This is a genomic window from Hymenobacter sp. M1-2 (assembly GCF_057808495.1).
This window is the reverse complement of sequence record NZ_JBTYZO010000007.1, coordinates 223187-243219: the sequence shown is the minus strand read 5'-3', so window position 1 is coordinate 243219 and position 20033 is coordinate 223187. Positions and strand designations below refer to the sequence as shown.

18 protein-coding genes and 1 tRNA gene are annotated in these 20033 nt (G+C 56.1%); 15 read left to right on the top strand and 4 right to left on the bottom strand.

All coding sequences use genetic code 11. The features are described 5' to 3' along the window. Positions 1-206: 206 nt before the first annotated feature. Positions 207-695 (bottom strand): hypothetical protein, encoded by a 489-nt coding sequence (locus ACYSMN_RS09285; protein ID WP_488923585.1) that lies wholly within the window; start codon positions 693-695, stop codon positions 207-209. Between the two features lie 156 nt (positions 696-851). Then, a complete protein-coding gene (locus ACYSMN_RS09280) occupies positions 852-1280 on the bottom strand; it encodes an OsmC family peroxiredoxin (protein ID WP_488923584.1) in 429 nt (142 codons plus the stop codon). Between the two features lie 207 nt (positions 1281-1487). Here ACYSMN_RS09280 and ACYSMN_RS09275 point away from each other — a divergent pair, with 207 nt between their 5' ends. From ACYSMN_RS09275 to ACYSMN_RS09215, 13 genes are all read left to right on the top strand, one after another. Further along, the gene (locus tag ACYSMN_RS09275; RefSeq protein ID WP_488923583.1) at positions 1488-2984 is read left to right on the top strand and encodes a GH3 auxin-responsive promoter family protein; all 1497 of its coding nucleotides are present in this window, start codon (positions 1488-1490) and stop codon (positions 2982-2984) included. A 275-nt stretch (positions 2985-3259) separates the two neighbouring features. Next, entirely contained in the window at positions 3260-3724 is a 465-nt protein-coding gene (locus tag ACYSMN_RS09270; RefSeq protein ID WP_488923582.1) for a nucleotidyltransferase, read from the top strand. Between the two features lie 486 nt (positions 3725-4210). Further along, a complete protein-coding gene (locus ACYSMN_RS09265; protein ID WP_488923581.1) occupies positions 4211-4660 on the top strand; it encodes a hypothetical protein in 450 nt (149 codons plus the stop codon). After that, on the top strand, positions 4660-5118 hold the full coding sequence (locus ACYSMN_RS09260; RefSeq protein ID WP_488923580.1) for a 3-oxoacyl-ACP synthase: 459 nt from the start codon (positions 4660-4662) through the stop codon (positions 5116-5118). Before ACYSMN_RS09265 ends, ACYSMN_RS09260 begins: the two co-directional genes overlap by 1 nt. Before the next feature lie 30 nt (positions 5119-5148). Beyond that, positions 5149-6549, top strand: a complete 1401-nt coding sequence (locus ACYSMN_RS09255; RefSeq protein WP_488923579.1) for a hypothetical protein — start codon at positions 5149-5151, stop codon at positions 6547-6549. Between the two features lie 8 nt (positions 6550-6557). Then, positions 6558-6628, top strand: a tRNA-OTHER gene (locus ACYSMN_RS09250). Positions 6629-6796: 168 nt separating this feature from the next. Next, positions 6797-7123, top strand: a complete 327-nt coding sequence (locus ACYSMN_RS09245; RefSeq protein WP_488923578.1) for a hypothetical protein — start codon at positions 6797-6799, stop codon at positions 7121-7123. 19 nt (positions 7124-7142) lie between these two features. Further along, the gene (locus tag ACYSMN_RS09240; RefSeq protein WP_488923577.1) at positions 7143-7766 is read left to right on the top strand and encodes a DUF6915 family protein; all 624 of its coding nucleotides are present in this window, start codon (positions 7143-7145) and stop codon (positions 7764-7766) included. Beyond that, a complete protein-coding gene (locus ACYSMN_RS09235) occupies positions 7747-8244 on the top strand; it encodes a hypothetical protein (RefSeq protein ID WP_488923576.1) in 498 nt (165 codons plus the stop codon). Before ACYSMN_RS09240 ends, ACYSMN_RS09235 begins: the two co-directional genes overlap by 20 nt. Positions 8245-8315: 71 nt before the next feature. Then, entirely contained in the window at positions 8316-8747 is a 432-nt protein-coding gene (locus ACYSMN_RS09230; RefSeq protein WP_488923575.1) for a hypothetical protein, read from the top strand. 26 nt (positions 8748-8773) lie between these two features. Beyond that, the gene (locus ACYSMN_RS09225) at positions 8774-9952 is read left to right on the top strand and encodes a 1-deoxy-D-xylulose-5-phosphate reductoisomerase (RefSeq protein WP_488923574.1); all 1179 of its coding nucleotides are present in this window, start codon (positions 8774-8776) and stop codon (positions 9950-9952) included. 126 nt (positions 9953-10078) lie between these two features. Then, positions 10079-11425, top strand: a complete 1347-nt coding sequence (gene rseP / locus ACYSMN_RS09220) for an RIP metalloprotease RseP (RefSeq protein WP_488923573.1) — start codon at positions 10079-10081, stop codon at positions 11423-11425. Between the two features lie 253 nt (positions 11426-11678). Further along, a complete protein-coding gene (locus tag ACYSMN_RS09215) occupies positions 11679-12185 on the top strand; it encodes a cupin domain-containing protein (protein ID WP_488923572.1) in 507 nt (168 codons plus the stop codon). Positions 12186-12370: 185 nt separating this feature from the next. Here the strand turns inward: ACYSMN_RS09215 and ACYSMN_RS09210 are convergent, their stop codons facing one another. Continuing rightward, complete coding sequence (locus ACYSMN_RS09210) at positions 12371-14098, bottom strand: hypothetical protein (RefSeq protein ID WP_488923571.1); 1728 nt, start codon at positions 14096-14098, stop codon at positions 12371-12373. A gap of 246 nt (positions 14099-14344) precedes the next feature. Between ACYSMN_RS09210 and ACYSMN_RS09205 the strand changes: the two genes are divergently transcribed. Continuing rightward, complete coding sequence (locus ACYSMN_RS09205; RefSeq protein WP_488923570.1) at positions 14345-14842, top strand: DUF6702 family protein; 498 nt, start codon at positions 14345-14347, stop codon at positions 14840-14842. Positions 14843-15052: 210 nt separating this feature from the next. Here the strand turns inward: ACYSMN_RS09205 and ACYSMN_RS09200 are convergent, their stop codons facing one another. Further along, positions 15053-17068 carry an OmpA family protein gene (locus ACYSMN_RS09200; RefSeq protein WP_488923569.1) on the bottom strand — a complete coding sequence of 672 codons (2016 nt, stop codon included), beginning with the start codon at positions 17066-17068 and terminating at the stop codon, positions 15053-15055. 274 nt (positions 17069-17342) lie between these two features. Between ACYSMN_RS09200 and lon the strand changes: the two genes are divergently transcribed. Further along, the gene (lon, locus tag ACYSMN_RS09195) at positions 17343-19844 is read left to right on the top strand and encodes an endopeptidase La (protein ID WP_488923568.1); all 2502 of its coding nucleotides are present in this window, start codon (positions 17343-17345) and stop codon (positions 19842-19844) included. The last annotated feature ends 189 nt before the right edge of the window (positions 19845-20033 follow it).

Here is a 20033-nt window from a genome sequence, read left to right as displayed (position 1 = left end):
AACGTAGAGTGGCAAAGGCCAGCCCTGGCTTTTGCGGACCTCTTCCGTTGTTAACTCACACCAAGCGTTTAAGTCCTGCGGAGGAGAATGTAGACAGCCGCTGTGCTCGTATTGAAATAGAAAACCCCGTGTTACTACAGTAGCGCGGGGTTTTTCATGAAGATCTTCTACTCGGATAAATCGGCGGGAGCTTACGCTTCACGCGCTTATGCTACCGTGCCGGTTTCTTGTAATGGAATTTGATACTGCGTGGCAAAGGCGCGTAGCTGGTCGCGCAGTTGGCGTTTGCGCTTGCGGCCGCGCACTTCGCGCAAGCTCAGGGAGTAGGTGCCGTCTTCTTTGGTGTGTACGCGTACTTGCTGCGCGGCTAGGTCGAGGCGGGTGATGCTTTCGGCTGCGAATACCTGCTTGGGTCGGAACAGGCCGGCTTTGTGCACAATGTAGCCCGGCGTGAACTCCAGGTAACTCTGCGTACCAAAAACAGGGGCATTATGCACCAACACGTAGCCGATATACACTAGGCTGAACACCAGAAAAACGTAGTGCAGAAAATGCAAGTCGTTCAGGCCCTGGTCGGTGAAAATGAGGGCCAGCGTGTACGCTACCCAGACGGTGCCGATAAAAATCTGTCCCCAAAACGGAATGCGGGAGGTATTGGCGGGTTGAAGACGAATGCGGGTAGAAGTAGTGGGCATAGCGGCAAGAAGGGTCGCAACAAAAGGCAAAGAAAGCGAAAAACCGACGACGCACGAGGCATTGCCGGTTTTACACTGGTTTTTGGTTATTGGTTTTTAGTTTTTGGGGAGTACTTAATGTGGGGCGCTCATCAACTAAAAACCGATGACAAAAACTTATTTCAAAGTGGCCGAGGCCAGTTCCATTTCGGGCACGGCGCTTAGCACTTGCGAAACAGGGCATTGTTCTTTAGCCTTCTGGGCGTATTGCTGAAACTCTTCCTGCGAGATACCCGCTACCTCACCTTCTGTGGTTAGGGAAATTTTCGTGATTCTCGGACTCTCCCCCGATGAGTCCAGCGTCACCTTCGACTCAGTGCGGATTTGCTGCACCTGCTTACCGTCCTTAGTCAGGATGCTGGTTAGGAACATGGTGTAGCAGCCGGCGTGAGCGGCTCCAATGAGTTCTTCGGGGTTGGTGCCCTTCTGGCCTTCAAACCGCGAGCCTACCGAGTAAGGTGCTTCTACCAAGCCGCTTTGGGTACTGATAGTGCCGCTGCCTTTGATGTCGCCGTTCCAAACGGCCTTACCGCGCTGGTTGATCATGGAGTGAAATGGTTGGGGTGAAAGTGTGATTAATTGGTCGTGGGTAATACCGTCGGCAAGCTATGTAGTTTTAAAATATAGTTTGAGCAAGCCCAGAAAACTCAGTCGGCCGGGATGGCGCGGTATGCAAAGGCGGCCTTGTTACATTTGCTGACAACCGGGTGACCTGTTTTTCGTTCGGTTCGCTATTCCGTTACTCTCTTCAAGATGGGGCTGAAATCCACTTTGAGCCGGCCACTGGCCGCCTACATTGCCCGTCAGTACGCGCGCTGGCAGCAAGACCCCATCGGCACCCAGCAGCGAGTGCTCCGCGAGTTGCTGACTCAGGGCGCCCGCACCGCCTTCGGCCGCGACCATGACCTGGGCAGCGCCAGCACAGCCCAGGACCTCGCCCGCCTCGTGCCCGTGCGCGACTACGAAGCCCTAAGTCCTTACTTCGACCGTGTGAAAGCCGGCGAGGCCGACGTGCTCTGGCCCGATAAGCCGCTTTACCTAGCCAAAACTAGCGGCACCACGTCCGGGGCCAAGTACATTCCCATCACCAGAGCCAGCATTCCCAACCACATCAACGGCGCCCGCGACGCGCTGCTGCACTACGTGCACCGCACCGGCAACAGCCGCTTCCTCGATGGCAAGCTTATTTTTCTATCGGGCTCGCCGGAGCTGGAAACAGTGAGTGGCATTCCCACGGGCCGGCTTTCGGGCATCGCCAATCACCACGTGCCGGCCTACCTGCGCCGCAACCAACTGCCGAGCTACGCCACCAACATCATCGACGACTGGGAAACCAAGCTGGACCGCATCGTAGAAGAAACCCTGCACCAGCCCATGACGCTTATTTCCGGGATTCCGCCGTGGGTGCAAATGTATTTCGACCGAATAGTAGCGCGCGCCGGCCGGCCAGTAGGGGAGGTATTTCCGCAGTTCGACCTGTTTGTGTACGGCGGTGTCAATTTCGAACCTTACCGCAAGAAGCTGTTCGACACGATCGGCCGAGCAGTGGATAGTGTGGAGCTGTTTCCGGCCTCCGAAGGCTTCCTGGCGTTTCAGGACGAGCCCGGCAACCCCGGCATGTTGCTGCTGCTCGATGCTGGTATTTTCTACGAATTCGTGCCTGCCGAGCGGTTTTTCGAGCCGAACCCGCCGCGCCTCACGCTGGCCGAAGTGCAGCTAGACCAGCAGTACGCCATCGTGCTTAGTTCCAACGCCGGCCTCTGGGCCTACAGCATCGGCGACACGGTGCGCGTCACCCAGAAATATCCCTTTCGCGTCGTCGTGACGGGGCGCATCAAGCATTTTCTCTCGGCTTTCGGGGAGCACGTGATCGGCGAAGAAGTGGAGCAAACCCTGCGCGACGCCATGAGCCAGCACCCCGAGGTGGAGGTTGTGGAGTTCACTGTGGCTCCGCGCGTGAGCGACGACCCGGCCGTGCCTTCGCGCCACGAGTGGCTCATTGAGTTTGCCCGTCCACCCCAGGATGCTGCCGCCTTCGCCGCCGCCCTCGATACTGGCCTTCGGCGCCGTAACGTGTATTATGATGATTTGCTAACCGGCAATATTCTGGCGCCGCTGCAACTCACGCCGCTGCCTGCCGGCGCGTTTCAACGCTACATGAAAAGCCTCGGCAAGCTCGGCGGTCAGAACAAAGTGCCCCGCCTAAGCAACGACCGTAAGGTAGCGGACGGTCTGACCAGCGCGGGGTAAGTAATGAGATGTTCGTATTGAGTACTGAGAATAAAATGCAAAGTGTTGAAATACAGTTGATAGAACGACATCTAACTACTTAATACTTAAATCTCATTACTCAAAAGCCGTATCTTGTTGTATGCCTCGCCTAGACCGAACCGCTACCCGCAAAACCACTTTACAGCACGATCAAGACGCTGATGATATAGCGTATTGGCTAACGAAAACACCCCAGGAACGGCTGGCGGCACTGGAGTATATTCGAGCTCACTCTCTTTGGTTTTATTATCGTCATGACCCTAGCCAATTCCCTGGACCAAGACTACAAAGAGTTTATCGAGCTATTAAACACCCATGAAGTGCGCTATATGGTAGTAGGCGGGTATGCTGTTGCCTATCATGGCTACGTGCGCCACACTGGAGATATTGATGTGTGGATGGAAATCTCCGCCGATAACGCCGCGCGTATGGTGCGGGTGATGCACGAGTTTGGATTCGGTACGATGTATCAGGAAGCCGATTTCCTTCAACCCGGCACGGTAGTGCAATTAGGAGTATCGCCCATCCGAATCGATATTTTGACGGAAGTAGATGGCGTGCAGTTCGCTGAATGCTTTGCCGTTTGTGAATCAACCACGTGGGACGGAGTAGCCATCAACTTTATTAGCTTGGCCGATTTGCGAAAAAATAAAGCCAGCACAGGCCGCCCAAAAGATGCCGCGGACTTGCGACAATTGGACAAGGTAAAACGGAGATGAAATCAGGGCAAATAAGATTTGCTGCTAGCGTAGATTGTGATGAAGACTGCACGTTTGAGGTAGTCGTTGCAAAAGACACATTAGAGTGTCGCACCCAATTTTACGGTGATGTAGATACCTGGAAAGACTTTGGACGCAGGCTCGTAGCATTTCCGCGAGATATCACGGAGCAAGTCGTATTTGAAACAGGCCAGAAGGACTCCGATTCAGCTTACATGAGCCTTAGTGCTTACTGCTATGACTCGCAAGGGCACGCGGCAGTGCAAGTAATTACAGACGACAATAATGTTGACCCGTATCGGTGCAAGCTTGAGTTTTCAATACCTGCGGAAATAGCCTCCATCAACAAACTAGGGCAACTCCTATTGAATTGGCGAGTTGAGAATCACGCTGAAATAGTGTGGCAGGCGTGGACTAGCTGATTCAGCGCTAACTTCTAGAATTGACTTCTATTAATTAAGAACGTACTGCTTTTGCCTTCCTGCTATGCGCGTTGCTTTTGACCTTGATAATACCTTAATCCGTTACAACTATGATTTCCCGCTGGAGCGTCCGCGTCGCGTCACATGGGCAAAGCTGCTGGGGGGAGAGGCCTTACGAGCGGGAGTTATGGAGCTAGCTGACTACTGCCATCAGCATAAGTGGGAGGTATGGGTATATACCACCTCCTACCGCAGCCCCTGGTACATTCGCAAGCTATTCTGGCTCCACGGCATCTGGTTAGATGGCATAGTAAACCAAGCGCGCCATACTCGTGAGGTCAAAACACGTTGTACGAAGCACCCACCAAGTTTTGATATTGATTTGCTAATTGATGATTCGGAAGGTGTTCGTTTAGAAGCCGAGCGTCATAATTTCAAAATGGTAGTTGTGGCACCCGAAGACGAACAGTGGGTGCTCAAAGTCAAGGAAGCTCTTACCGAACTATCGACTTAATGCCCACTACTACTCTCAAACCCCAGCTTCACGTCGCCTGCCTCGCCCACGTGCAGCAGCGCATCGACGCCGCGCAGCAGGCCATGCAAGCCGCGCAGGACTCGGCCAATTCCGAAACCAAAAGCAGTGCCGGCGACAAGTACGAAACCGGCCGGGCCATGGCCCAGGAGGAGCGTAACCGCAACGCCGTGCAGCTCCAGCAGGCCTTACAACTCCAGGGAGAATTGCAGCGCATCCACCCCGACACCGCCTGCGACACCGTGCGGCCCGGCGCCCTGGTGCATACCACTCTGGGCTGGTTCTACATCAGCATCAGCGCGGGCAAGCTTACCCTGGATGGGCAGGACTACTTTGCCGTATCGGTGGCGGCTCCAATGGCGGCCGCGCTGGCTGGGAAGCGGGTAGGAGAGGAAGCAGTGTTCAATGGCAAGAAAATTCAGATCAAAAGCATAGCTTGAAGCGCCGACGCAATTAAAATGGTATAGCTCATGAGTCTGCGTATTCTTTACGAAACCCTTAATCAGCGGCGGCGACCCGAAGACGTAGCGGAGCTGCTGGTGTCCTTGCTTGCCGATGAGCTAACGCCCACTGAGCAGGCCACCTTGCACACCGCCGCGCAGCACTCCTTGCACCGTAGTGTGTGGCAGTACACGGCTATGCTAGAGGAATTCAACGCACCGGTAGGAGCCGGCAAGCAGAGTCGTAAAGCGGCGGAGTTATTTGCCGTTCCAGACGAGGAGGCCACGCTGAAATATGACGATCCAGTAGAAATCGAAGCACTCCTCCAACGTCTCAGCCCGCTTATTGCCAAAGAAGTGGGGCGCCACAACTACCGCACCGACCGCCTCGACCGCGCCGCGCGCACTGCCGCTGGCCTCGACCTCTCGAAGCGGCGCTACAATAAGCTCTTTCGCAGCTTGCGGCATCTGGAGCAGAAGCTGCACCGGCTGCTAGTCGAACACCAGAAGTACGATTTTCGCAGGGTTGGCAAGCACGGCTTTGTGCACGAACTGAGTTACGAGGAGTTTGCCCGAGACCTGTTCAGTGCCGCTTTCATCGCCTATTACACGGCCCGCTGCAACTTGCGTAGCGAGTTCACCATCTACGGCCAGCAGCGGCCCTACGATGAGGTAGCCGATATGCTGTTTAAGCGTTGCCAAGGTCCCAACCCACGTCCTAGCTTAAGCCAATGGTTAGGCTTGAATACGAAGCCAGTGGCTGCAACCGAGCCACTGTCTACTAATTGGTGGGCCATTGCCCACGTGTATCCCAACCCCGAAGCTCTGGTCCATCTTTCCGATGCCCGGAAAGGCGAGCTACTAGGCCGCTGGACTCATTTGCTCGAAGAACTAGCGGCATTCCTGCGGGACACGTGGGCGCAAAACACCTTCCGCAAAGCTTCGATGGTAGTAAAGCGCGACGACGATTCCTCGACCTGGAATGCCGCTGCCGCGGCCTGGAACAAAGCGCGCGACAACTGGATCAACTTGCTTTATGCCCTCGGGATGGAGTTTGTACTCGATGAGTTGTGTTTTGGCAAAGTACTGCGCCTCATGGCCGCCGACGTAGTAGCGTGGCACCAACAGGCTGGTGGCGGCCTTGACCCGAACACGCAAGTATGGGCCGAACTGCCGTTTCCGTGGGAAGTATTTGCTGGCGCCACACCTTGCACCCGCGCTACCGTAGCCGATGCTTGCGAACGGGCTGGCCTCAATGCTGCTAAATCAGGCTGGTTGGCGCCCCGGCCGCATGGAGTAGCCGAGTTTCGGCCCACGCCCGAGTTGGTGCATGGCGTGAGCGTATCAAATCCGTACCTTGCCCACATACTGCGGCGGCATAAATACTTCTCCGGGAAAAAAGTCCAGGAGATTCGTCCGCAGGACAATTAGACAACCGCAACGAGGTAGTTCAGTGGTAGAACGTCCGGCTCTACCCGGATGGACGCCGGTTCGAACCCGGTCCTCGCTGCAACTCTGGCATAGCTCAGTGGAAGAGCGCTCGGCTCTAGGACCGGGTGGACGCAGGTTCGAGCCCTGCTGCCAGAGCTTTATATATATCAATACCGATTCAAGCGAGATGTGGAGCCCGCTCTATAGCTACTATGAAATTCGAGCCTCCGCTAGTTATGGGACCGATGTGGCTACTGACGTGCTGAAACAGTTTCTGAACACCTTACCCGAGCTGGCGGAGAAGACGCCGCTCTGCTACGTAGCCGCCGACACGTCCTTCCCCTGGCTGGATCTGACTTTGGTAAAAACCACGGATGGCAACTTCCATGTGCTGGCCGATACGTGGTACGAGACAGTGAACCTCATATCAGTGGTGTGTTCCAAAGACGCGGCTGGCACTGTGGAGGCTCGCCAACTGGACTTGATGATTGCTATTGCCCGCTTTCTGAAGTGGGAGTTGGTGGAGGAGGAAAACGAAGCCGGTGAGGAGAATATAGTGATATGGCGGCCCTAATGTTTACTTTCAGGCCATAATGGATATTTGGAAACATAGCCTGCTTTCCCAGCGCAAATTCGGCGGCGAGCCAGCCGATTACGTGGCGGTACACCGGTTCCTGGACAGCAGCAAGCTGTTTTGCTTCCATGCGCGTCACCGTCTGCTACTTCATCACACGCTCGGCATCGAATGGGCCGCTGAATTACTAGGCGACTTCCTCATAACCTCTGCCGGCCGCACCGTGCTAGTGCGCGACGTAGCCGCCGAGCACTGCAAAGAAGACATGCTAGGCCGCGTACCCACGCTGCACGAATGGCTCCGCGACGCCGATGCTACGCTGGCGCCCTTGCTGCCCGCACCCGAAAACCTACTGCCGGAACTACCGGAAACGTTGCGAACTTTCGTGCTGCGGCCGTATCTGCGAACCGGCCTTCGCTCCGCGCTGGTGCTTACGGCCAGCACTTTCGGCGTGTATCTGGCTGAGCAACTGCTTGGTCTGCCCGCGGCTGAAACCTTAGCCGCCGCGCTGCATCCCGCACCCGCCGTGGCCGATTTACTGCAATCATTCTCCTTCACGCATCCCTGGCAATATCGCCCCGACCCTAAAGAGCTGGCGTGGCTGCGCCAGCATTATGCCGCTCATGAACCCCACGCAAACTAAAGAACACCTCGGGCAATTGCTACAAGCCGGCCACACCGTAACAGTCCGCTGGGATTGCGGGGGCGACGAATCTTTCGTTTACACCAGCGTGGATGGGCACGAACTGCACAGCACTTATGATGAGGTAAACGACTTTCCTTACGGCTTAGAACGTTACCTCACCGAAAAGCTCGAACTGCCCGATGCTGGCGACTTTAGCATGAATGGTAGCGGCCAGTTTTTCATAACTGGTAAGGAGGTGTTTCTGGAATACAGTTCGCAGGCAAAAGTATATTTGGAAGATCCTGAATTCTATGCGCAGTACACAGATGAAGAGCTACTTGCTATGGGAATAGTACGGCCTGTGCCGATTGCAGAAGATGCCGCACTCATTCAGGAGGAGGACGAGGAGGATAAAGAGCCCGCCTCCCAAGTTGACGAAGGAATGAGTGCTCATTATTCCGGGCGGCAACTTCTGTTCAAGCTAGCGGCTGAATAATCACTTCACTTGAACAATTAAATTTTATCTCCACCAGAAAAAGATGTGGCTGCGCCAGCAGCATTCCGCTTATGAACCCCGATAAAGTAAAAGAGCAACTGCTTTCCCTGTTACAAGATGGCCGGCAAGTGGCCGTTCGTTGGGACTGTGGCTGCGACGATGGAATGGTTAGCACTCTGGTTGATAGCCAAGAAGTAGAAGCCAATTATGGCGACGTCGACGATTTTGCGTCTGGTTTGGGAGACTTTCTATTTCAGGAGCTGGATTTGCCTAGCGTGGGTGAGTTCAGCTTGACCGGCAGTGGTACCATCACGCTGGAAGAAAACGACATTGTTCTGAATTGTCATTCCGACGTCGAATTTTTCTCAGAGGAAGAAGATGCCGAACTGGAAGAAGCAGGAGAGGCTGCGGTATCTGCGAATAAAAAAGCCGATGAGGAAGAAGCCCGCGAGTGGGCTGATGAATATTCCGGCCGCATTGTGCTATTTGAGCAGGCCATATAACCGCCTGCTTCGCGCTACTTTTGCGTATGCCCTCTGATTCCCCCAAACGCGTTACCCTGCTCGGTTCCACCGGCTCTATCGGCACGCAGGCCCTCGACGTTATGCGTGCGCAACCCGGCCGCTTCACCGTTACGGCCCTTTCCGCGCAGTCGAATGCCGATCTGCTGGTGCAGCAGGCCCGCGAGTTTCGGCCCGCCGCCATAGTCATCGGCGACGAAACCAAGTACGCCGCCGTGCAAGCGGCCCTCGCCGCGCAGCCCGAAACCGAAGTGCTGGCCGGTGCCACCGCCCTCGCCGACGTAGCCGGCCGCCCCGACACCGACGTGGTGCTCACGGCCATGGTAGGTTACGCCGGGCTGCTACCCACCGTGCGCGCTATTCAGGCCGGCAAAGACATTGCCCTCGCCAACAAAGAAACGCTAGTCGTAGCCGGTCAGCTCATCACCGACCTCGTGCGCCAGTACGGCGTGAAGCTGCTGCCCGTCGATTCCGAGCATTCGGCTATCTTTCAGTGTCTGGTGGGCGAGGAGCAGAACCCCATCGAAAAAATCATCCTTACGGCTTCGGGCGGGCCGTTTCGGGGGCGCACGGCCGCGCAGCTGGCGCAGGTAACCAAGGCGCAGGCTCTCAAGCATCCCAACTGGGAGATGGGGGCCAAAATCACTATCGACTCAGCCTCCCTAATGAACAAGGGCTTGGAGGTGATTGAGGCGAAGTGGCTGTTCGGGCTGCACAACAACCAAATTGACGTGGTGGTGCATCCGCAGAGCATCATTCACTCGCTGGTGCAGTTCGAGGACGGCTCGCTCAAAGCCCAGCTCGGCCTACCCGATATGAAGCTGCCTATCCAGTACGCGCTAGGCTATCCGCAGCGGCTTCCTAATACTTTCCCGCGCTTCTCTTTCCTCGATTATCCGCAGCTCACCTTCGAGCAGCCCGACCTTACTACCTTCCGCAATCTGGCACTCGCGTTTGAAGCCATGGGCCAGGCTGGCAACATGCCCTGCATCCTCAATGCGGCCAACGAAGTGGCCGTAGCCGCTTTTTTGCGCGATGAAGTAGGCTTCCTCGAAATGTCGGATGTAGTGGAGGAGTGCCTGGGCCGGGTTTCGTACCTTGCAGTTCCGTCGCTCGACGATTATGTGCTGACTGACAAGGAGGCACGTCGCGTTGCGCAGGAGTGTTTGAAAAAGGTGACTAAGTAATGAGGTGGCATATAACAGGGTGAGAGGATATTTTTGGCCTTTTACTTGTTGCCTGTCACGTGTCACCTGAGTGCCTCATCTCTTCAATCACTCCATTACCTAATCACCACATTACCTCCCTACCTCTTGGAAATTCTCATCATGGCCGGGCAAATGTTGCTGGGCCTTTCCATTCTGGTTGGCTTGCACGAGTTCGGACACTTCGCAACCGCCAAATACTTCAAAATTCGGGTCGATAAGTTTTACATCTTTTTCGATTTCCTGTTTCCGCTGCCCAACGTCCTCAACTTCGCGCTGCTGAAGAAGAAAATCGGCGAGACGGAATACGGCTTGGGCTGGTTCCCGCTGGGTGGCTACGTGGCCATCCACGGCATGATAGACGAAACGCAGGACGCCGACAGCCTCGCCGCTGAGCCGCAACCCAACGAGTTCCGCGCCAAGCCAGCCTGGCAGCGCCTTATTGTGATGCTGGGTGGCATCATCATGAACGTCATTACCGGCATCGTCATTTTCACGCTGCTCACCTACACGCAAGGAGAGAGTTACTTGCCCGCCTCCGAAGTGCGCTACGGCATTGTGCCCAACAAGCTGGGCGAGGAAATGGGCTTCCGCAACGGCGACAAAATCGTGAAGATCAATGGCCGCCCCTTCACCGAATTCAACGAGGTGTACAACCCCGAGGTCATGATGGGCTCCACCTCTTACTACACCGTTGAGCGCCAGGGCCAGCTGATTGACGTGCGGGTGCCGGCCAACTTTATGGACCGCCTCTCCGAACAGGGCCAGCAGCGGTTCGTGTTGCCCCGCAACCCCTTCGCCGTGAAAACGGTGAACCCCGGCAGCCCGGCCGACAAAGGTGGCCTGCTGCCCGAAGACCGGATTGTACAGCTCAATCAGAAGAAAGTCGAGTTCTTCCCAGATTTCCAGCAAGACCTGCTCGCCAACGCGGGTAAGCCCGTGAAACTCGTGGTCGAGCGCGGTGGAGAACTCAAAACGTTGTCGATTACCGTGGATGAGGAAGGCCACCTGGGCTTCTTCCCCAAGTCGTTGTTGCACGAATCGGTGCGCAACTACTCGCTGGCTGAGTCGGTGCCGGTAGGAACTAACAAGGCGTTTGGCGTCATCACCAATCAGATTACGGCTTTCGGGAAGATCTTCCGGGGTGAGGCTTCCTTCCGCAAATCGGTGGGCGGGCCGTGGGAAATAGCGCAGCAATACGGTCCTACTTGGGATTGGGGCTGGTTCTGGACCATGACGGGCATGCTCTCCATGGTGCTGGCCTTCATGAACCTGCTGCCCATCCCGGCCCTCGACGGCGGCCATGTGGTGTTCCTGCTCTACGAAATGATAGCCGGCCGCAAACCCTCCGACAAGTTCCTCGAAAACGCCCAGCGCGTGGGCATGATGCTGCTTTTGTCGTTGATGGCGTTTGTGCTCATCATCAACCCGCTGCTCAAGAAATTCAACATCTAAGCCGTTGAGCCAGTAGCGCGCAGCTCCAGCTTCGCGCACGAGCGAAGCGAGTTCCTAAGCGATAGCGCCAAGTGGCGCGGTTCTGCCTACTCGCTTCGCTCGTGCGCGAAACAGATTTTCGCGCTACGCGCCATAGGCAGCCGAAGGCAAACGAGCAAAGAGTGTTTGAGTGGGCATGTTGCCCATAAAATCACCTCCTCATCCAAGCTCTAACTTCTCAGATCTAAGGTCTCTTTCCTAACTACTCCTTCGCATGAGCACCATTGAAGAGCAAAAGGCGCAGCTGTTTCAGCAGACCGAGCAGCAACTGCGCGAACAAGGTTTCACCATAGCCAACCAGGACCAGACCCGGCCGTGGGGCGGTTTTTTCGTAATTGATGAGAGCCAGGCCCAGCCGTTTGCTAACACTTATTTCGACAACATGTCGGTGGACCAGCTGCGGATTTCGGGGAAGTTGAGCCCCAAAATACTGCTCGTGGCTCCGCACCAGCGCCTTTCCTGGCAATACCACCACCGCCGGGCCGAAATCTGGCGCGTAGTGCAAGGCCCGGTAGGCGTCGTGACCAGTCCCACCGATGAGCAAGGCGAGGTAAAAACCTACCAACCCGGCGAGCTGATCACGCTCCAACAAGGCGAGCGTCACCGCCTAGTCGGTCTCGACGGCTGGGGTGTACTAGCCGAAATCTGGCAACACACCGACGCCTCCCATCCCTCCGACGAAGAGGACATCGTACGCGTGCAAGACGATTTTGGCCGCTAGGATCACGGATTAGCACGGATTGAAGCGGATTGCACGGATTTTGTGAACGGCTCGTAGAGCCAGCCCAAACCGAAATTTTGAATAAGAAACGGGACGAAAAAAGAGAGGCTTGTCAAGTACTTGGCAAGCCTCTCTTTTTTCGTTTCAATCGTCCACAAAATCCGTGCAATCCGCTTCAATCCGTGCTAATCAGTGATCGTGCGAAGCAGGGTTGCTAGGCCGGCTTCTTCGTTGGCAGCGGCTATGTGGACGCGCAGGGTACGGCGGTTGTAGTCGTGTAGGGCTTGAAGGTCGCCGGCGGCTTGGGCATTTTGGAAGGTGCCGAAGGTATAGGGGCGGCCGGGTAGGGGCAGGTCCTGGGCGTGGTGAGTGGTGAGCTGTAGAAACAGGCCAGTGTTGGGGCCGCCTTTGTGGTACTGGCCGGTGGAATGTAGAAAACGCGGGCCGTAGCCAGCGGCGGTGGCGATGTGGAATTGCTTCTGAATCAGAGTCCGCAGCTCCTGTATCGCCTCATTTAAAGCTGGAGTTTCCTGTAGATAGGCCTGTATGCAGAAGAAGTCACCGGGTTTAGCTTGGCTGAAGAAAGCGCGCAACAGTTCTTTGGCATCGGCGCCGGGCGTGCTGGTATAATAGGCCAAGCCGCTTTCCCGCAGAGCTGGGGCCGATGTCTGGGGCAACTGGCCTTGTTCCACAACTACCTTCATCAGTTGGTCGGTAGCGGTTTTGGCGGCTTGCACGTTGGGTTGGTCGAAAGGGTTGATGCGCAGCACGGCGCTGGCTACGGCCGTGGCTACTTCCCAGCGGAAAAACTCCTGGCCCAGGTCCAGCGCATCGCGCAGCAAAATAGTGATGACCGGGTGGCCAGCAGCTTGCAGTGCGTCTACTCTGCGACGGTTTTCCTCGTCGGGCTGGCTCTCGTAGCCTACGTACACAAATACTCGGTCGGTGCCGTATACTTCGGGGCCATTGAGCGGGTCACCGGCCAGGGGCAGGATGCCTTTGCCTTCCTTGCCGGTGCTTTCGGCCACCAGCTGCTCCAGCCACAGGCCAAAGTCGCTCAGCGTGTCGGGCACTACCAGCGTCAGCTTGTCGCGGCCTTGCTCGGCTAGTACACCAAGCGCCACGCCCAGTTCCAGGCCGGGATTGTGCTCTACCAGGCCTTCGGAGCCAGTAGCCCGCATCATGCTAATGGCACGTTCGAGCAGCGTGTTGATATTGATGCCATACAAAGCGGCCGGTACCAACCCGAAATAGGAGAGGGCCGAGAAGCGGCCACCTACCTCAGGGAAATTCAGGAAGATCCGGCGGTAGCCTTCGGCGGTGGCCTGCGTCACGAACTTAGAGCCGGGATCAGTGATGGCCACGAAGTTTTCGCCGGCTTTGTCGCCCTTTAACTCCTGGAGGCGGTTGTAGAAATAGTCGCCGAAAGCCAGCGGCTCGGCCGTAGTGCCCGATTTGCTGGCTACCACAAACAGCGTTTCCGTCAATGATACCGATTCTTCAATTTCGCGCACGGTACCCGGGTTGGTGGTATCGAGCACCAATAAAGGCAGACCATTGGCAGCTTGCTCGAATGCCTGCTTGAACACGATGGGCGTCATGGTGCTACCCCCCATACCCATTATCACTACGTGCTTGAAGCCATGCGCTTTGATTTCGCGGGCGAAATCTTCGATTTCCTGCACGGCGGGCAGCATGGTTTCCGCCACCCGCAACCAGCCCATGAAGCTGCGTAGACTTTCCTGAGCGGTGGCGTCTTCCACCCACAAGTCGGCCTGTTTCTGCCAAAAACCAGCGGTGAAATTGCGGGCATTAAACTCCTGCAGCTTGGCCTCGACGGCCGCCTGGTAAGCGCCCAGGTGCAGCGTCATGGTCGGAATAGCGGGAGAAGGTTGAGTCGTTTCGTGGGCCATACAAAAGATGTCGGTTGAAGTAGTACGGGTTGGAGCCGCGGGGCCGTCGTGCTGCCGAAACGAGGTTGGGCACAGCAACGGGCGCGGGTCGGGCGCAAAGGTAGAGAAGCAGACTACTTTTGTAACCGGCCGTCAGGAACTCATCTGTATTAGCCAATGGAATCTTCTGCCCATGTATCTGCTTTTGCAGAAACTCACCCCAACGCTTTAAGTCTAATCAGGCTTCCCAGGCTCAGAATATCCTCCATGTTTCGTCCGCTACTGCTGCTTTCCCTTCTTCTCCTCACCACCCTGGCCGCGTGGGCTCACGCCTACCACGCCACCATCATGGATGTGCGCTATAACTCCACGAAGCAGCAATTAGAAATTGCCCTAAAAGTGTTCACCGACGACTTCGAAAAGGCGCTTTCCGTGGGCCAGCCCGCCACCATCACCCTCGACGAGTCGCCCCGCCCGCTCGTGACGCAGCTTACCACGGCCCTGCTGCGCAAATCGCTCGTCTTTAGTGATAAAAACAACACTGTTCTGCCGTTGCAACTGCTCGGTCTGCAAAAGGAAAACGACGCGCACTGGCTCTATTGTACCATAAAATTGCCGCGCCCGCTTACCAGCTTCACCCTGCGCCATAGCTTGCTTCTCGATACCTTCCCCGATCAAATGAACATTGTGAACGTGGAAGCCGGCGGCAAAAAGCAAAGCCAACTGTTCCGCAGCGGCGAAGAAACCCAAAAGCTCAGCTGGTAGGCTTGCACATATTGTTGCGCGGCCTGTCCGTGTCAGTGCGAGGAGGCACGACGACGCAATCCTTCCTCTCATCAAGTAAAGTATCCTAAACAGCTAAGCCCTTGACGCCAGTGCGGACGTCAAGGGCTTGCTGCTTCAGTAGGTTTTGCGCTGCGAGAGGAAGGATTGCTTCGCGCTGCTCGCAACGACACGCTGGACTCTTATGTTATATCATTTCCAGACACCGCCGCCACTCTCTTTATTGCTATCGTCTGGCCTGATGAGCTGAAATTCCACCCGGCGGTTGGTTTTGGCATCGGCTTCCGTCGCTTCTTCTCGCAACGGTTTGGTGGAGCCGTAGCCGAAACTTTCGATGCGGTTGGGCTTGAGCTTGCCCTTCTGCTCAATGTAGCGTCGAATGCTTTCGGCCCGGTCGCGTGAGAGAGTTTCGTTGAAATCCGGGTCGCCCTTGGAATCGGTGTGGCCCGTGATGCTGAGGCGGAAGTTTGGGTGGTCGACCATGAACAGCGCAATCCGGTCCAGGGTCGGGTGCATGGCTGGCCGGATGCCGGCCTTATCCTGATCAAACTCGATGTTCTTGAAAATCATGGGCAGCCCGTAATTAATCGAGTTGGTCATAATTTTCATCACCGTGTCGCCCTGGAGCGCGAATTTCTTTTCCACGCTGAAAAAGTCCGGGCTCTGAATAATCATCACGTAGTGCGAACCTTCGATTAGGTCGAAGTCAAACGAGCCATCGGGCCGCAAGTATTTGGCCGCCACTTCAATGCCGTTGTCCGTGTCCACGATGGTCACGATGCCGTTGAGCGGCTTGCGGCTCACCGAATCCACGAGCGAGCCTTCCACGTGCGTAGTGGCTAGCGGCTGGGCCTCCATGGGCAGCGGAAAAGAGAAAAGGTCCAGATTTTTCATGTCCTTTTCCTCCGAGCGGGCATAGTACAGGTTTTTCGATTCGGTGTCGATAGTGAAGTAATATTCCGAACCTTTGCCGTTCACGAGTGGGCCAATGTTTTTGGGTTCCTGCCAGTGCCCTTGCACGCGGTACGTTTTGTAGATGTCGAAGTCGCCGTAGTTCAGCAACTGCCCACGCGACGAGAAATACAGCACGTTGTAGAGCGGGTGGAAAAAGGGGCTCACCTCACTCTCGCGCGTGTTCACAACCGGGCCCATATTTTCTGCTCGGGCCCACTGCCCGTTTTTGCCCCGGTACGTGTACCAGATATCCGATAGCCCAAAGCCGCCCAGCCGGTCCGAGGCGAAATACAGCGTGTCTTCATTGCGCGACAATGTCGGCTGCGAGTCCCAAGCCGGCGAGTTTACCTGCGTGCCAAGGCTCTTCGGAACACTCCACTGCCCATCCTTGAACGTCGATGTAAACAAATCACAGTTGCCGTGGCAGTTCGGGCATTCGCAGCGGGCGAAATAGATGGTTTTGCCGTCGCGAGTGAAGCAAGCCGAGCCTTCATTATAGAGGGAATTGATGGGCTTGGGCAGCGGCTCCGCGTCCGTCCACATTTCCCCGTCCTTCCGCGACACGTACAAATCCTCATCCACCACCTGCTTGATACCGCCGCGTACCTTGCGCTTCGACGAAAAAAGCAGCATGCTAGCATCGGGGTTCAGCGTGGGGCCGTAATCCTCGACCTGCGAATTCACGGCGTCGCCCATCGTGGTCAGGACGCCTTTGGGCGGCCGGAACGCTACGATGTTTCTACGGTACTCCACCAAGTCGTAGTACACTTTGAGCGGCACGTAGAGGTCGGCGGTTTTCTCTTCCAGCGAATCGTAATAGAGCTGAATTTTCTTGATGTCTTGGCGATGATGCTTGAGCGCTAGGCGGTAGTAAGCCTTGGCCCGGTCTGCTTTGCCGGCCTTTTCCAATAGTTGCGCTAGCCGCCACAACATGGGCGTGTTCTTTGCGAAATTCTCGATACCAAACTTGCTCACGTAAGCATCCAGCAGCATGCACGCTTCCTTCCAATTGCGGCGTTTCTCGGCCTTCTGAATAGCTTTCAGCTCCTTTTTATTTTCGTAGAAAGCCACCCGGTTGATATTGGGGAAGTCCGGCGTGGCATCGGCGCGCAGGCGGGGCTGCCGCAGTAAGCGGGCGGGGAGTTTGCGTTGTTGCAGCGGCGCGCCCGGCTTCTGCTGCGCCCGAAGCGCAACCGGCAGCAACACCATCAAGAGCAGCAGAAGCAAACGGAGCGAACGTAAAGAACGAAGCATAAAGTACTAAAGCACCGGGGCCGGCCAGAAGCGACGCGGGACGTCAAAAATAGGAATTTTCAGGTCTCTTTATACTAAGTTATTTAGAGTTATTACACTGCCGGAGTGGCCGGTATCGTCGCCTCCCAACCGACACTGCGACCGAGGAGCTTTCCCGAGCCGGGGTGGCACGGCGCTTGTCAAACCAGTATCTTCGAAAGTACGCCCGGTTACGGGCGTTGTGGCCGGTTCCGCGCCTGTCATTCTGGCACCGCCTTCTCCCCGTTTTCTTCGTATGCTTCCTATTCCCGCTGCCTTTTCCTCGTTTTATCAGCTGATGACCGACGATTCCGCCGACGTAGTATCTATCGTAGCTACCGACCCCGACCACCCTCTCGACGGCAAAGACGCCCCCGAAACGCTGCCGCTGCTGCCGGTTCGTAACACCGTATTGTTTCCGGGAGTGGTGCTGCCCGTTACCGTAACCCGCAAAAAAAGCATCCGCTTGGTGCGCAAAGCCTACCGCGGCAATAAAATAGTGGGCGTGGTAGCGCAGAAAAACAACCAACACGACGACCCAGCCCTCGCCGACCTTTACCAAGTAGGCACGATGGCCAAGATTCTGAAGCTGCTGGTACTGCCCGACGGCAACACTACTATCATCATTCAGGGCCAGTCGCGCTTTCAGATTGAGGAGGAGCTGCAAAACACGCCCTACCTCACGGCCCGCGTCAGCTACGCCCCTGAAATCTTCCCGAACAAGAATTCCAAGGAAGTAAAGGCGCTGGTGGCCTCGCTCAAAGACGCGGCGGCCAAAATGCTCCGGCTCAACCCCGAAATTCCGCAGGAGGCCCAGGTGGCGCTTGATAACATTGAGTCGCCGTCGTTTCTGACGCATTTTCTCTCTTCCAACATCAACGTGGAAGTGGGGCAGAAGCAGAAGCTGCTCGAAATCAATGATGGCGTAGAGCGCGGCACCATGCTGCTGGAGCTGATGCTGAAGGAAATTCAGCACCTCGAAATCAAGCACGAAATCCAGAATAAGGTCCACACCGACATCGACCAGCAGCAGCGCGACTACTTCCTGCGCCAGCAGATCAAGGTGCTGCAAGACGAACTCGGCGGTGGGGAAGGGGCCGACCAGGACATCGATAAGTTTCGGCAGCGCGCCAAGCAAAAGCAGTGGCCTGAGCCAGTGGCCCAGCATTTTGCCAAGGAACTCGACAAGCTTACCCGCGTGAACCCGCAGGCGGCCGAATATCCGCTCAGCGTGAATTACGTGGAATTTCTGCTCGATCTGCCTTGGAGCGAGTACACCAAGGATAATTTCAACCTGAAGCGCACCAAGCGCATTCTCGATGCCGACCATTATGGTATGGAGAAGGTCAAAGACCGTATTATCGAATACTTGGCCGTGCTCAAGCTGAAGCAGGATTTGAAGGCTCCTATTTTGTGTCTGTACGGCCCGCCCGGCGTGGGCAAAACCAGCCTGGGACGTTCTATTGCTAAGGCGCTGGGCCGCAAATACGTGCGCATGAGCCTCGGTGGGGTGCGCGACGAAGCCGAAATCCGGGGCCATCGCAAAACCTACGTCGGCGCCATGCCGGGCCGTATCATCGCTCAGATCAAAAAGGCCGGCGCTTCCAATCCCGTCATTGTGCTCGACGAGATTGATAAGCTAGCCTCCGACTTCCGCGGCGACCCTAGCTCGGCCTTACTCGAAGTGCTGGACCCCGAGCAAAATTCCACGTTCACGGATAATTACTTGGAAGTGGAGTACGACTTGAGTAAGGTGCTTTTCATTGCCACGGCCAATTCGCTCGATACCATTCAGCCCGCCCTGCGCGACCGGATGGAAATCATTGATCTGACTGGTTACACGCTCGAAGAGAAAACCCAGATTGCCAAGAAACACCTCTGGCCCAAGCTGCTCACCGACCACGGCCTTAGCACCAAAGACGTGGCCATCACAACAGCGGCTCTACAGCGCGTAATCGACGATTACACCCGCGAAAGTGGCGTGCGTAGTCTGGAACGGAAGCTAGGTGCCGTGGTGCGCAACATTGCCAAGAGCAAGGCCATGAAAGAAGCCTACCCGGCTGCCTTAGAGCCCAAAGACATTGCCCGCATCCTTGGGGCCGCCATCTTCGACCGCGACCAGTATCAGGACAACGAAACTGCGGGCGTGGTTACGGGCCTGGCCTGGACTTCGGTGGGAGGGGACATCCTGTTCATTGAAAGCCTTCTGAGTCGAGGCCGCGGCAAGCTCACGCTCAGCGGCCAGCTCGGCGACGTGATGAAGGAATCGGCTATTACGGCCCTAAGCTACCTACGCAGCCGCGCCGACGAGTTAGGCATCGACTATCGCCTCTTCGATCAGTACGACCTGCACATTCACTTCCCCGAGGGGGCCGTGCCCAAAGATGGCCCCAGCGCGGGCATTGCCATTTTCACCAGTATAGCCTCCGTCTTCACCCAGCGCAAGATTCGCAGCCATCTGGCTATGACTGGCGAAATCACGTTGCGCGGCAAAGTGTTGCCAGTGGGGGGCATTAAGGAGAAGATTCTAGCCGCCAAGCGCGCGGGCGTGCGGGATGTGATTCTGTGCCAGAAAAACCGCAAGGATATCGAGGAGATTCCACAGGAATACCTCAAGGACCTCCACATTCACTACGCCGACCGGGTCGATGACGTGCTGCGCGTGGCTTTGCTCGATGAACTCGTGGCGCACCCTATGCGCCTTGTAGTGCGCGACGAAGTGCCGGCCGCTCCTGCACCTAGCGTAGAAGTGCAATAAGCTTGCTGCTCTTTCGAAGCAGCTACTGCTACTAAGCCTGACTTCCCGACTCGTTGACTGCAGTTGTTCATTCGTGAATAGTGCGCAACGAGCCGGGAAGCCTCTTTTCATGAGCACTGCATCATTCTGCATATGCTACCTCTTCGGATGCGAGTGGGTGGAATTGCGGCTGTATAAGGCCGACACAAT